This window comes from Fontibacillus panacisegetis, from assembly GCF_900102215.1.
Lineage (GTDB): Bacteria > Bacillota > Bacilli > Paenibacillales > Paenibacillaceae > Fontibacillus > Fontibacillus panacisegetis.
This window is the reverse complement of record NZ_FNBG01000001.1, coordinates 460013-474467: the sequence shown is the minus strand read 5'-3', so window position 1 is coordinate 474467 and position 14455 is coordinate 460013. Positions and strand designations below refer to the sequence as shown.

General features: G+C 40.8%; 9 protein-coding genes and 4 pseudogenes. 8 read left to right on the top strand and 5 right to left on the bottom strand.

Annotated elements, in window-relative coordinates:
• Window positions 1–95: pseudogene (locus tag BLS49_RS25135) on the bottom strand (ATP-binding protein); the annotation flags it as partial.
• 134 nt (window positions 96–229) lie between these two features.
• Here BLS49_RS25135 and BLS49_RS02255 point away from each other — a divergent pair.
• The 4 genes from BLS49_RS02255 (at window position 230) to BLS49_RS02240 (ending at window position 5299) form a co-directional block, all read left to right on the top strand.
• Window positions 230–655: a DUF5677 domain-containing protein gene (locus BLS49_RS02255; protein WP_091226344.1), complete on the top strand. Its 426-nt coding sequence runs from the start codon at window positions 230–232 to the stop codon at window positions 653–655.
• Window positions 656–1005: 350 nt separating this feature from the next.
• Window positions 1006–1830, top strand: a complete 825-nt coding sequence (locus tag BLS49_RS02250) for a PRD domain-containing protein (protein ID WP_245742233.1) — start codon at window positions 1006–1008, stop codon at window positions 1828–1830.
• 86 nt (window positions 1831–1916) lie between these two features.
• Window positions 1917–3809, top strand: coding sequence for a beta-glucoside-specific PTS transporter subunit IIABC (locus tag BLS49_RS02245; RefSeq protein ID WP_091226342.1), 1893 nt, complete (start codon window positions 1917–1919; stop codon window positions 3807–3809).
• Between the two features lie 29 nt (window positions 3810–3838).
• Window positions 3839–5299, top strand: coding sequence for a glycoside hydrolase family 1 protein (locus tag BLS49_RS02240; protein WP_091226341.1), 1461 nt, complete (start codon window positions 3839–3841; stop codon window positions 5297–5299).
• 135 nt (window positions 5300–5434) lie between these two features.
• Here BLS49_RS02240 and BLS49_RS25130 read toward each other — a convergent pair.
• The 4 genes and pseudogenes from BLS49_RS25130 to BLS49_RS02230 form a co-directional block, all read right to left on the bottom strand.
• Window positions 5435–5548 (bottom strand): annotated as a pseudogene (locus tag BLS49_RS25130) (IS30 family transposase); the annotation flags it as partial.
• Window positions 5548–5631 (bottom strand): annotated as a pseudogene (locus BLS49_RS25690) (ATP-binding protein); the annotation flags it as partial. The pseudogenes BLS49_RS25690 and BLS49_RS25130, both read right to left, overlap by 1 nt.
• A gap of 173 nt (window positions 5632–5804) precedes the next feature.
• A pseudogene (locus tag BLS49_RS25125) lies at window positions 5805–6294 on the bottom strand (magnesium chelatase domain-containing protein); the annotation flags it as partial.
• Window positions 6295–6782: 488 nt separating this feature from the next.
• A complete protein-coding gene (locus BLS49_RS02230; RefSeq protein WP_091226338.1) occupies window positions 6783–8417 on the bottom strand; it encodes a YifB family Mg chelatase-like AAA ATPase in 1635 nt (544 codons plus the stop codon).
• Between the two features lie 485 nt (window positions 8418–8902).
• On the opposite strand from BLS49_RS02230, the gene sucC reads away from it, so the two are divergent.
• The 4 genes from sucC (at window position 8903) to topA (ending at window position 14437) form a co-directional block, all read left to right on the top strand.
• Window positions 8903–10063, top strand: coding sequence for an ADP-forming succinate--CoA ligase subunit beta (gene sucC, locus BLS49_RS02225; RefSeq protein ID WP_091226336.1), 1161 nt, complete (start codon window positions 8903–8905; stop codon window positions 10061–10063).
• A gap of 33 nt (window positions 10064–10096) precedes the next feature.
• Window positions 10097–11026 carry a succinate--CoA ligase subunit alpha gene (gene sucD, locus BLS49_RS02220; RefSeq protein ID WP_091226335.1) on the top strand — a complete coding sequence of 310 codons (930 nt, stop codon included), beginning with the start codon at window positions 10097–10099 and terminating at the stop codon, window positions 11024–11026.
• A 95-nt stretch (window positions 11027–11121) separates the two neighbouring features.
• Window positions 11122–12210 (top strand): DNA-processing protein DprA, encoded by a 1089-nt coding sequence (dprA, locus tag BLS49_RS02215; protein WP_091226333.1) that lies wholly within the window; start codon window positions 11122–11124, stop codon window positions 12208–12210.
• A 127-nt stretch (window positions 12211–12337) separates the two neighbouring features.
• Entirely contained in the window at window positions 12338–14437 is a 2100-nt protein-coding gene (gene topA, locus BLS49_RS02210) for a type I DNA topoisomerase (RefSeq protein WP_091226331.1), read from the top strand.
• The last annotated feature ends 18 nt before the right edge of the window (window positions 14438–14455 follow it).

Genomic DNA, 14455 nt, shown 5'->3' with positions numbered 1-14455 from the left:
ACCTCTAATGATTCGACGGGTGACAGCTTCGGCAAAATGGAAGGAAGTCGACGAATGAGCATCGTTTTACCAGTGCCTGGAGGTCCAATCAACATTCTTATGATATACATTATCACGTAGTTGTGAGAGTTGTTTATTCAGAAACGTAAATCTATCTATTGATAGTATAAAGACTGAAGCTCTAATTCTAAATTTAGAGACACTCTTAAAAAGAGGTAAGTATAAAGATATGAACGAGCGTTATGAGGAGTTAAAGAAACAAAGGAAGAAACAGAAACGAAAAATGGGATTAAAGTGGTATTCAGTTATTAATCAAGATATAGAAGGGATAAGAGATTTAGCATTAAATAGGGAATTGTATTATGAGATTTTCTACAAAGATTTTTCGAACTATTCTCATGGAGGGAACTCTTTAAAACGGATTTCTGTTACTCATAATAAAGAGGCAGTACTACCACATATTCGTCATTTTGATGATATACCTTCTAATTCTAATATTGCAGTTGATTTAGCGATCACGTTGTTTGAAAAAATGCTTGAATTATTTAACAAAGAAGAGTTACGTGAATTTTGGGAGTGGTACAATAAAAAAATCGCAAAACCATACAAGTTACTTAGCCATGCTGAAGTAACAACAGATTATCAGGGTAAGTAAAAGCTGCTTCTCAAATTTCTTAAGATTCAATGTAGCTCATAGAAAGACCTGATGCTAGACTAAAAAGTGGACATTAAAAAAGATGACTCCTGATGAATTCAGAAGCCATCTCCTAGCTGCTTAGGACTGTTGTAACCATTTTTCAATACTGTCCATAAAGGAGGTCGCAGTTCAGTCTTTGAAGGAGAATTATAAGGATTGACATTTTGAAAAATTGAAAGTATGCTTGAATAAGATGCAGGAGTGTTACTGATTATTCAGGCGCCACCAAGTCAGAAAATAAAAGTTATTCTTAGGTGTGAAACGTAAGAAGCTTTTGTTTTAGATTTGGTTTTTTTTTCGTTCAGGAGGTGATTTCAATATTCCTAATAAAAGCCCTCAACAATAATATTGTCTTAGCTCAAGAAGAGGATGGAACGGAAAAAGTTCTGTTTGGTACAGGAATAGGTTTCAAAAAGCAGAAAGGTGATCTTATCGATGTAGATAAGATTAGTCAAGTTTTCATATCTGATTCTGCTCATTCAACAAATCGAAATATAGTTGATTTCAATCCACAGATACTTGATGTTTGTGCAAAAATTATTAATCAAGGAGAAAGCGCTTTAGAACAAAAATTTGGTGTGGGTTTACTTTTCTCTTTGGCTGACCATATTACTTTTGCTTTAAACAATACGGAGGAGAATAACAACCCGATTAAATGGGAAGTGCCTCACCTCTACTATCGTGAATATCAAGTAGGGGAGCAAGCATTGGGACTAATTAAGAAGGAAACAGGCAAAGAATTATTGCCTGAAGAAGCTTCTTTTATTGCTCTGCACTTTGTAAACGCCCAAATTGACCAGCCTAATATGAATGAAACCATTCAAATTACGAAGCTGATCAAGAATATTGTTAAAATTATTCAAACCATTTCAGGTACCATGCTAGACAAAACAACAGCTAATTATTCGCGCTTCATTACACACATCAGGTACTTTATCATTCGGCAAAAGAACCGTCAAACTGTCCAAAAAATGGACGCAGAGATTCGAGAATTAATACAAGAAAGATATATGAAAAGCTACGCTTCTGGCTTAATCATCAAAGATATGCTTCAACGTGATTTCCATTGGACTATATCAGAAGATGAGCTAATTTACTTGGTAATTCATATTGAACGAATTACAACTAAATAATGTAACAGGTGTGTTATCTATCTAGAGCATTGACCTGAACGAAGCTTTATTTCGTTCAGGTCTTTATTTTTAAAAGGAGGATTAACATGGAGAATCGTGAGTTAGCTAAAAAAATCATCTCCTTAGTAGGTGGAGGAGATAACATTTCTCAACACTGGCATTGCATCACTCGGTTAAGATTTAATTTAGTCGAAGATGAGAAAGCTAAGATTGAAGAAATCAATCAAATGGAGGGCGTAATAGGAAGCCAATTCAGCGGTGGACAGTTTCAAGTTATCATTGGAGCTAAAGTTGCAGATATATATGAAGAATTGGAGAAACAATTAATTCACAAAAACGAAAATCTTGCATTAAAAAATAAAAAGAAATTGGGATTTGTGGATACCATTTTTGATGTCATAAGTGGGATTTTCACCCCTATCTTACCTGCCATTGTTGGATCTGGCTTAATTAAAGGTATAATGGCATTATTTGTTGTTTTTGGGTGGGTTTCTACAGATAGTTCTTCATATGCCGTTTTAAATATTTTTTCAGATGCTGTTTTTTACTTCTTACCATTTTTGGTTGCTATTACAGCAGCTCGAAAATTCAATACCAAGGAATCATTAGCAGTAGTATTAGCAGCAATTTTATTGTATCCGACTATTGTAAATGGAGCTGCTGACGGATTAGGTCCAATGAATCTGTTTGGACTATCCATTCCATTAAACAGTTACACTTCATCTGTCTTACCCATCATTCTCGGCGTACTATTACTAAGTTATGTGAACAAATGGATTGACAAAATTATTCCAAAATCACTTAATATCGTCTTTAGTCCTTTGTTAACATTACTTATTACCGCTCCACTTCTTTTGGCTTTTATTGCTCCAATAGGTAACTTCTTAGGAAAATACCTTGAAGTAATATTTACAGCTATGTTTGACACGGCTGGTCCTATTGCAGGTTTGCTGATGGGCGGATTAATGCCGATTATAGTAATAACAGGGATGCATTATGCATTTTTCCCAAGTACTTTTGCAAGTCTACAAAAATTAGGATATGATATCATGTTACTTCCAATGAATTTAGTAGCAAATATTTCTCAAGCTGCTGCAGTACTAGGTGTCCTAATAAAAAGTAAAAAATCTACAACAAAATCATTGGCTTTTTCCACATTAATTCCTGCTTTCTTTGGCATTACTGAACCCGCTATTTATGGGGTAACCTTGAGGTTAAAAAAACCGTTCTATGCCTCTGTCATTGGTGGTGCAGCAGGTGGTGCAGTTTTCGGGTCACTTGCAGTTAAAACGACTGCATTTTCAATCCCTGGAATCACTGCGTTACCTACTTATATCATAAGTAATTCGAATAATTTCACGTATGCATTAATTGGCTGTATTGTTAGTTTTATTGTTTCACTGTCTATGACTTTGATTTTAGGATTTGAAGAAGAAGATTCTAAAACAATTAAAGACAATCCAGACAAAACACAGGCTACGACATTAATACCCACAGAAACAAAGGAGGTATTACCAAAACAACCAGCAGAGATCTATTCACCGTTAGAAGGAGACATTAGAGATGTATCTTCTGTTTCAGATGCAACTTTCTCTAAGCAAAAAATGGGTAAAGGCGTTGCGATCTTCCCAATCGAAGGTATCGTATATGCACCATTTAATGGTACCATTTCGACAATGACACGCACGAATCATGCATTAGGACTGACTTCTGATGATGGGGTTGAATTATTGATTCATGTAGGCATTGACACAGTTAAACTGAAAGGAAGTTGTTTCGAAGCTCTTGTTTCAGAAAACGAAAAGATTAAAACAGGACAACCTATTCTGAAATTTGACCTTAAAGAAATTGAAAATAGAGGGTTTGACGTTACTACCATGGTTATTGTCACAAATAGCTTTGAATATTTGGATGTTATTACAACCGAGGAGCAACGTGTAGAGCCGGCAACTTCAAAATTAATGATGTGTGTTCAATAAGTTTAATATAATTGGAAAGGATGAATGTTATGAAAGCAAATCAAGGTTTTAAACCGGAATTTTTATGGGGTGGAGCTACAGCGGCCAATCAAATTGAAGGAGCCTATTTAGATGGTGGTAAAGGACTGTCCACTTCCGATTTCGCAGCCTACAAAGATCCGTATGCAAAGGGAAAAGTAAACAATTTCACTTTTGACGTTACTTCACATGAATTGCAAGAATATACGAATAATTCAGAAAAATACTTGTTCCCAAAACGATGGGGTATTGATTTCTATAATAGATACAAAGAAGATATCGCTTTGTTTGCAGAGATGGGATTCAAATGTTTTCGTTTGTCCATTTCATGGGCAAGAATCTTCCCAACTGGATTAGAGCAGGAACCAAATGAAGAAGGATTGAGCTTTTACGACGCCGTTTTTGATGAATGTGCAAAGTACGGAATTGAACCTCTCGTTACAATGTCACATTATGAAATGCCTATCGAACTAACAAAAAAATACAATGGATGGGTAAGCAGAAAATTAATACATTTATTTGAAAAATATGCACGATGTATTCTTGAAAGATATAAAAATAAAGTAAATTACTGGATTACTTTCAATGAAATGAATATGAATTTGAACAGTTTATATACGGGTGCTGGTGTGTTGGAAGATCTTGTTGATGATTCACTACAAGCAGCATATCAAGCATCTCATAACCAATTTTTAGCGAGTGCATTAGCTGTAAAAGCAGCAAAAGAAATTAATCCGCAAATTCAAATCGGTTGTATGATTAATCAAATTGAAGCTTATGCCCACACTTGTAAACCTGAGGATCAACTTCAGGCAGTGAAGTCCAATCAACTAAATATGTTCTATCCTGATGTACAAGCACGTGGATATTATCCGACTTACATTTTTAATTATTTCGAAGAGAATAATATCCAAATTGAATTCAAACCAGAAGATGAGCTCATTCTAAAAGAAGGCATCGTTGATTTTGTAGCTATTAGCTATTACATGTCTCATGTCGCTGAAGCAAGAGAAGATGCTTCTAAATTGGCAGGTACATTCGATAGCCCAATCAAAAACGAATTCCTGGAGTTGTCACAGTGGGATTGGCCGATTGATCCAATTGGGTTGAGAATCTCTTTAATTAAACTGTATGATCGTTTCCAAAAACCATTGTTTGTCTGCGAGAACGGATTAGGGGCGAAGGATGTTCTTACTAAAGAGAAGAAAGTCCATGACGATTATCGGATTGATTACTTAAGCAAGCATATTCAACAAATGAAAGAAGCTGTCAAGGAAGGCGTCGATTTGATGGGCTACACGCCGTGGGGATGTATTGACTTAATTAGCTGCGGAACCTCACAAATGAGTAAACGATACGGCTTTATCTATATCGATCAAAATGATGAAGGAAACGGCTCACTAGAGAGAATACGAAAAGATTCTTTTTACTGGTACAAAGATGTCATTGCAAGTAATGGAAATACTTTGTAAGTAAAACGAAAGCACCTTCAAGAGTTCAAATCATTTTATCAAAATGGTTTGAACTTGAAGGTTTTTTTGTAAGGCAGATTGTCGAGCCAAGTACGACAGTTCTTCCGTGAAAGATTCGTGAGCGGTCCTCCAACCCTAACATTTTCGAGGTCTGTCGTTAATTAGATCCAGTGAATCTGCAAGTTCTTTATCCTCTGCTTGAGCGAAATCCGTGCCTTTGGGATGGAACTCTCGTAGTAAACCGTTGGAATAATATTATGCATACCTGCTGCGGCAATCGTAAGTGCCCGCTTAATATGTCTCTGTCCAAAAACATCGCGATAGTCCTCTTGAGTTTTTTGTTGGGGATATTGATGATCAGGTTCTAGTAATTTTATCTTTTTGAGGGACGGATGTTCTGACTGCTTGTGAGGGAAGGTGGTCGATGATTGATGATACTCCAGAGACTTTAAATTGATTTGTAACGGCTTTTCTACCAATTCCTCTTGTTCGGGTGATTTTGAAGTCAGATCGCCTAAATGCCTAAGACTGTACACCTTGATTCCATCGAGCAGTGCTGCTTCCTCAGCGTTGTCTGCCGAGACTAATACCGCATGAAAACCATGACGAAGCGCCAAATCTACCATGGATAAGACGCCGGGCACAGGACGAACTGTACCATCCAGAGATAGCTCACCGATAATGAGTAAATGATCATTCTCCGGTAAAGTAACCTGTCCGCTCGCTGTAAGTAGACCAAGTGCAATAGCGAGATCAAAGGCACTTCCTTCCTTGCGGAGGTCAGCGGGAGCCAAATTAATGGTCACTCTTTGCAGCGGAAAGGAAAATCCGCAATTTTTAATAGCCGCTCTTACCCGTTCTACTGCTTCACGTACAGCCGAATCAGGCAAGCCTACCACAGTTGTTTGGGGGATACCGTTGGCCAGATCCACCTCTACCTCAATTAAAATGCCATCAATACCATAAATACAAGCGCTATACAATTTTCCGTACAAAACAAAAACACCCCTTTCCTAGTTCACACGACCTAATAACTGTAAGGCCGCTGAGGAAAAAAGGTGCTTCCAAATTTTCCTATTAGTTAAAAACGATAAAAAATTTGAAATTTAAATTGTTAATTTCCATCGTAGTTAATGGAAAATGTAACGGTAGAAGGCCGAAATAATCTTATAAGAGCATCTAATGACGCTATCCATTTTAATACCAGAAAAAATAAGGACAATTGCGTAAGTATTATTTTCTTAAGAAAATAATTTTTCTTATTAGAGAAACAATCCCCCATGTTATTAATGCTAGGATAACAACTGCAATAATAAAATTAGGCCAAACAATACCCAAAATAGTCATCTCCTTGGAGTTATTTCATCACAATTTAAAGTGTTCTATTTTCATTCTAGGTAGTGATGCTTTGGCTTGTCTCCTGACCATTTCTACGTCATAATTGACGTTCATGCTCCAGTTTGATGCAACGTTAGTGATTGAATCAACATAAATCTTCCTGTTTTCGATCCAAATGGCGATATTGAATAGCTTCTGCAACGTGTGCAGGTGTTATCAGTTCGGAGCTTTGAAGATCAGCAATAGTTCTGGATAGCTTGATTATACGGTCATAGGCTCTCATGCTTAGTCCTAGCGTTTCGAAGGATGTGTTTAGCATTAGTTCAGCCTCAGGACTGATTAGGGCAAATTTATGCAATGCAGTCCCCGAGAGCTCGCTGTTGCGAGTATAGTTGCAGCCTTGAAAACGGTGGAGCTGAATTTGCACAGCCCTCTCTACATCCTCCCTCATTTCCTCTGACGATAATGGTTTGAGATCATTTTGCATGTTTGACGGACGAGGAACTTCAACATGCATATCAATACGGTCCAGCAGTGGCCCGGAAATTCGTTCACGATACTGGGCAATCCGAAATTGATTACAAGTACATCTGCGAGAAAGATTAGGGTCAGCTCCGTAATATCCGCACGGACAAGGATTAAGTGAAACAGCTAATAAAAAATATGCTGGAAAGGTGAATGAGGCTCTGGAACGGCTGATCGTAACGGCTCGTTCTTCCAGAGGCTGTCGGAGCACTTCAAGGACATTACGGGAAAACTCTGGCAGCTCGTCAAGGAAAAGAACGCCATGATGAGCAAGGCTAACTTCTCCCGGTTTCGGAATGCCTCCGCCTCCAATGAGTCCAGCCCCGGAGATGGAGTGATGGGGAGAACGGAAGGGACGATTAATCATAAGTCTGGGTTTACTCTGATTAAACTTGCCGGCAGAGCTATATATTTTAGTAACCTCTAATGATTCGACGGGTGACAGCTTCGGCAAAATGGAAGGAAGTCGACGAATGAGCATCGTTTTACCAGTGCCTGGAGGTCCAATCAACATAATATTATGCATACCGGCAGCGGCAATCGTCAGCGCTCGTTTAACATGTCTCTGTCCAAACACATCACGATAGTCCTCTGAAGTCTTTTCTTGGAGTTGCTGATAATTTGGCTCGTGTAGTTTTACCTTTTTTTCATATTCATCTTCTGGGATCTGAATGGAATGAGACGATGGTTGATGATATTCCAGTGATTTTAAAATGATATGAACCGGGTTGTCCCTCGAAGGATCTTGTTCCAGTGAGGTTGAAGACAGATCACTTAAGTGCTTCAGACTGTACACCTTGATTCCGTCGAGCAGTGCCGCTTCTTCTGCGTTGTCTGCTGGGACTAATACCGCATGAAAGCCATGCCTAAGCGCCAAGTCCACCATAGATAAAACTCCGGGCACAGGTCGTACTGTACCGTCTAGGGAAAGCTCCCCGATGACGAGTACATGTTCATTCTCCGATAAAATAACCTGACCACTAGCTGTAAGCAGTCCAAGTGCAATAGCGAGATCAAAGGCACTTCCTTCCTTGCGGAGGTCTGCAGGAGCCAGGTTAATGGTCACTCTTTGCATCGGAAAGGAATACCCGCAATTTTTAATTGCTGCGCGTACCCGTTCTACTGCTTCACGTACAGCCGAGTCGGGCAAGCCTACCACAGTAGTCTGGGGGATTCCGTTGGCGAGGTCTACTTCTACTTCTATCAAAATACCATCAATACCATAAATACATGCGCTATACAATTTTCCGTACAAAAAAAGCACCCCTTTATTGGTTCATATGACCTAATAACTAGAAGGCCACAGAGGAAAAAAGGTGCTTCCAAATTTTCCTATTCATCATCTTTGTTCGTATATTAGGAGTTTATCTAGAAAAAGTCAACCCGTTAGCAACAAAAAAATTCACATTTCGCAAATTAGCCTGAGAATTAGAGAAAGGGTCCATGATTGATCTCGAAATGATATCTGTATAGAAACATTAAAATTCTGAAAATCGACAAATAACGCTAAAAATACGGAATTGTATAGGGTTTTTTGAACATCAACTATTTCCATAGAAATATTAATATTTGCTAAATTGAGCTGCAATTCATCTAAAAATGAGATCGAAATGATATAAAAAAGTTGTGTATAAATCATGAACTTTTTAAGGTAAGCGTTTTAAAAACATGTTACAATGATTTGGGTTTTACTAAATTGCACTACCTCTAATACCGCCTGTTGATAGGAGGATCTCAAGCATGAATATCCATGAATATCAAGGAAAAGAAGTCCTGAAGCAGTACGGGGTCAACGTACCCAAGGGACAAGTCGCGTTTACAGTGGAGGAAGCTGTTGAAGCGGCAGTAGCGTTAGGAAGTCCGGTCGTAGTAGTCAAGGCCCAGATTCATGCTGGTGGCCGGGGAAAAGCCGGCGGAGTTAAAGTGGCAAAAAGTTTGGATGAGGTTCGGACTTACGCCAGTGAAATTCTCGGTAAGGTACTGGTAACGCACCAAACTGGACCGGAAGGCAAAGAAGTGAAGCGCCTCCTGATCGAGCAGGGCTGCGATATTAAGAAAGAGTATTATGTCGGCGTTGTTGTAGACCGGGCTACCGGACGGGTCGTCATGATGGCTTCCGAAGAGGGAGGAACCGAAATAGAAGAGGTTGCTGCCGCCACACCGGAGAAGATATTCAAGGAAATTATAGATCCTGCTGTTGGATTGCAGCCCTATCAGGCTCGTCGATTGGCCTATGCGATTTCGATACCTAATGAATTAGTAAATAAAACAGTTCAATTTATGACTGCCTTGTATACAGCCTTCGTAGATAAAGATTGCTCAATTGCAGAGATTAATCCTCTGGTTGTTACAGGGGATGGTGATGTTATGGCGCTTGATGCGAAGCTTAACTTCGATTCAAATGCTATTTTCCGCCATAAAGAAATTGCCGCTCTGCGTGATTTGGAGGAAGAGGACGAGAAGGAAATTGAAGCGTCCAAATTTGATCTTAGCTACATCGCACTTGATGGAAATATCGGGTGTATGGTAAATGGTGCAGGTCTTGCGATGGCAACGATGGACATCATTAAATACTATGGCGGCGATCCTGCCAACTTCCTTGATGTAGGTGGCGGTGCAACTGCTGAGAAGGTAACCGAAGCGTTCAAAATTATTTTGTCTGATGCCAAGGTAAAAGGGATTTTTGTTAATATTTTCGGCGGCATTATGAAGTGTGACGTTATCGCTTCCGGGATTGTAGAAGCAGCTAAGCAAGTGGAGCTGGATCGCCCGCTGGTTGTTCGTCTTGAAGGTACTAATGTAGAGCTCGGCAAGAGTATACTCACTGACTCGGGTCTAGCGATTGTATCTGCAGATTCCATGGCCGATGGCGCCAAGAAAATAGTTGCACTCGTATCATAAAATTACCTTTTTACCATCAAGGAGGCTTGAAGTATGAGTATTTTGGTTGATAAAAATACAAAGGTCATTACCCAGGGTATAACAGGGAAAACGGCTCTGTTCCATGCCAAAGGAGCTCTGGATTACGGGACGCAAATGGTTGGCGGGACATCCCCGGGAAAAGGCGGAACGACAGTAGGTATCTCACTTGAGAACGGTAATACGGTTAGCTTGCCGGTTTTTAATACAGTAAGAGAAGCTAAGGACGCTACTGGTGCCACAGCTAGTGTGATTTACGTTCCCCCAGCATTTGCAGCGGATTCTATCCTTGAAGCTGTAGAGGCAGAGCTGGAGCTTGTCATTTGCATCACTGAGGGAATTCCTGTGCTTGATATGGTAAAAGTGAAACGCTACATGGAAGGTAAAAATACAGTACTGATCGGCCCGAACTGTCCCGGTGTAATTACTCCAGGAGAGTGTAAAATCGGTATTATGCCGGGATATATTCATTTACCTGGACATGTGGGTGTCGTATCACGTAGCGGTACTCTGACATACGAAGCTGTTCATCAGCTCACCACGCGTGGTATCGGTCAATCATCAGCTGTCGGTATCGGCGGCGACCCGGTAAAGGGCTCTGAATTTATTGATATTTTGCGTCGCTTTAATGAGGATGAGAACACTCACGCTGTTATTATGATCGGTGAAATTGGTGGGACCGCGGAAGAAGAAGCTGCTGAATGGATTCAGCAGAACATGAAGAAGCCAGTGGTTGGCTTCATTGGCGGAGTTACAGCTCCTCCAGGTAAACGTATGGGCCATGCCGGCGCTATTATTTCAGGTGGCAAGGGTACCGCCAAGGAGAAGATCGCTAAGTTGGAAGAATGCGGAATCAGGGTTGCGCCAACTCCTTCGGAGATGGGGTCAACTTTGGTGACGGTTCTTGAAGAGCAGGGAATTCTGAATCTTTGCACGACACATTAATCGAGTTTTGTTATAATATTCCAAAAGGTAAGCAACCTTTCTGTCTAATGACGGAAGGGTTGCTTTTTTTGTACATAAATGTAGGAGGTAGTATAGTGGAAAAGAAATGGATATTAGCAGGATTGCATGGATGCGATGGGATCGGATGGCGTACGTTAGCGAATATTTTGTCAAGGGATGAAGAATGGGAGCATGCTATTCACTTTAGTCCTGCTGATTGGGTAGAGCGGGGGCTGACTCCAGAAAAATCTTTACAAATGAGCCAGCACTTCAATTCGGATTATATTGATAAAAGGATGCAGTTGCTTCATGATCAGGGCATTCAACTTGTAACGTATCTTGATGAGTCGTATCCTATATTAATGAAGGAAACCGCCCGAGCTCCGTGGGTAATCTATGCAAAAGGTGATACAAGTCTGTTATCTACCCTATCCGTTGCAATGGTAGGTACCCGGGTTCCAACGGCATATGGCCGCAAAATTGGCAGTTGGCTGGTAGAAGAATTATGCTCTAGAGGAATTACGATCGTTAGCGGGTTAGCGCGCGGGATAGATGGAGTATGCCATGAATCCGCTCTTCGTTGTGGAGGCTCTACAATAGCAGTACTAGGGACAGCAATCGATATTCCTTATCCATCCGAGCATACGTCTCTATATTATGATATAGCGGAAAGAGGCTTGATTATTTCTGAATATCCGATAGGCATGAAGGGACATCCGGGATTATTCCCTCAACGAAATCGTATTATAGCAGGTATCACTAGAGGGACTGTTGTCGTGGAAGCAGATGCACGGAGCGGCTCACTGATTACCGCAGATTTGGCCCTGGAGAGTGACCGTGACGTATTTGCTGTACCAGGTCCAATTACATCTCCAAAGAGTCGCGGTACTCTGAATTTGCTTAAACAAGGGGCAAAAATAGTGACCGAACCACAAGATATTTTAGAAGAATATGAAAACTTGTTGACCAAGAGAAAAGATGTACCTGCTCCGAAAACTCAACATAATTTGTTGACAGATGTGGAGCAGCGCATATACCATATGTTGGAGCAGGGGATCACTGGATTTGATGATCTCTTGACGCAATCGGGATGGGATTTTGGACTTTTACATTCAGTTCTGTTATCTTTAATCATGAAAAAAACGGTAGTCCAACTACCCGGTTCAGTATTTAAAATTATATAGTCCATTTCTATCTCTGGGCTGGCTTGATTATATGACTATATAGAGTTAATACATCGTTAGTCTGGATTTGTATAATATTTGACTACAATTAATTTAGTTCTGCAATGTTTGAAGGGAGGATGAACCTGTGGCGGATTCACTGGTCATCGTAGAATCGCCTGCCAAGGCGAAAACGATCGGCAAATACTTAGGTAGTAAATTCATCGTGAAGGCCTCAATGGGCCATATTCGCGATTTGCCCAAGAGCCAAATCGGGGTGGAAGTTGAGAATGACTTCAATCCAAAGTATATTACAATCCGTGGAAAGGGTTCGGTTTTAAAGGAATTGAAGGACGCCAGTAAAAAGGTAAAAAACATTTATCTGGCGGCTGACCCCGATCGCGAAGGAGAAGCGATTGCTTGGCATTTGGCCCATGTGCTTGATTTAGACGAGACACAAAGCTGTCGCGTTGTATTTAATGAAATTACGAAGCAGGCAGTAAAGGATGCTTTTAAGCAGCCGCGCAAAATTAATATGGATTTGGTGAATGCTCAGCAAGCCAGACGTATACTGGATCGTCTTGTTGGTTATAAAATCAGTCCGTTATTATGGAAGAAGGTTAAGAAGGGTCTGTCAGCTGGACGCGTTCAGTCTGTAGCTGTAAAGATCATTCAGGACCGTGAGAATGAAATCTCGGCCTTTGTCCCAGAAGAATACTGGAGCATTACTGCTAGATTGAAGATTGGGGACACTGGTTTTGAATCTAAGTTCTACAAGTTCCAAGGCGAGAAGCTTGAGCTTAGCAACGAAGAACAGGTACAGAATATTCTGAAGGCGATTAAAGGCAGCAAATTCAAGGTAGCGGATGTGAAGGAGAAGGAACGTCTTCGTCATCCGGCAGCACCTTTTACTACGAGCTCCCTTCAACAGGAGGCGGCCCGTAAGCTGAATTTCCGCGCCGCCAAGACGATGTCGGTTGCGCAACAGCTCTATGAAGGTGTGGATCTTGGCAAAGAGGGCACAGTTGGTTTAATTACGTATATGCGTACGGATTCGACGCGGATCGCTGCGTCAGCTCAAGAGGAAGCTAAGGAATACATCATTGATAAGTATGGGGATGCCTATACACCCGAAACACCAAGACAATACTCCAAAAAATCTGCTGGAGCACAGGATGCGCATGAAGCAATACGTCCTACATCGGCTCTGCGTGATCCTGAGTCAGTTAAATCGTTTATGTCTCGTGATCAGTTCAGACTATATAAGCTGGTATGGGAACGCTTTATGGCAAGCCAGATGTCGTCTGCGGTATTGGACACCTTATCCGTAGATATCGCGGCTGGTGACGCTATTTTCCGTGCAGTAGGATCAAAGATACGTTTTCCTGGGTTCATGAAGGTATATGTAGAAGGCAATGATGACGGTACAACTGATGATGATAAGTATTTGCCTCCTCTTCATGCCGGAGATATCCTTAAAACGGAAGAGATCGATCCGAAGCAGCATTTTACACAACCGCCTCCAAGATATACAGAAGCTAGGCTTGTTAAGACATTAGAGGAGCTTGGGATTGGTCGTCCAAGCACTTATGCACCAACTCTGGAGACCATTCAGAAACGTGGATACGTAGCGATTGAAGAAAAGAAATTTATGCCGACAGAGCTCGGGGAGCTTGTCATCGAGCAAATGGAACAGTTTTTTCCGGAAATCCTGGATGTTGAGTTCACAGCCCATATGGAAGGTGATCTTGACCACGTAGAAGAAGGTACTGAGGATTGGGTTCGTGTATTGGGTCAATTTTATGAGTCCTTTGAAAAACGTCTTGAAGTTGCTGAAGAGGAAATGAAGGAAATTGAAATTGAAGACGAAGTATCCGATGAAATTTGTGAAAAATGCGGGAAACCGCTCGTATACAAGTTGGGTCGTTTTGGTAAGTTCTTGGCGTGCTCCGGTTTTCCGGATTGCCGGAATACTAAACCGATCATTAAGGACATCGGCGTAACCTGTCCTAAGTGTAAGGAAGGGCATGTCGTGGAACGTCGCAGTAAGAAAGGCAGAATTTTCTACGGCTGTGATCGTTATCCTGAATGTGATTTTGTATCCTGGGATAGACCATCTCCTAAACCGTGTCCGAAATGCTCGTCTCTCCTTGTTGAGAAGCGTAACAAGCAGGGAGTTAAGCTTCAATGTACGTCCTGTGATTATGTGGAGCAGGTCGAAGATCAAGACGACGAGGCAGCAGAATAAACATCATTGTAATACTCA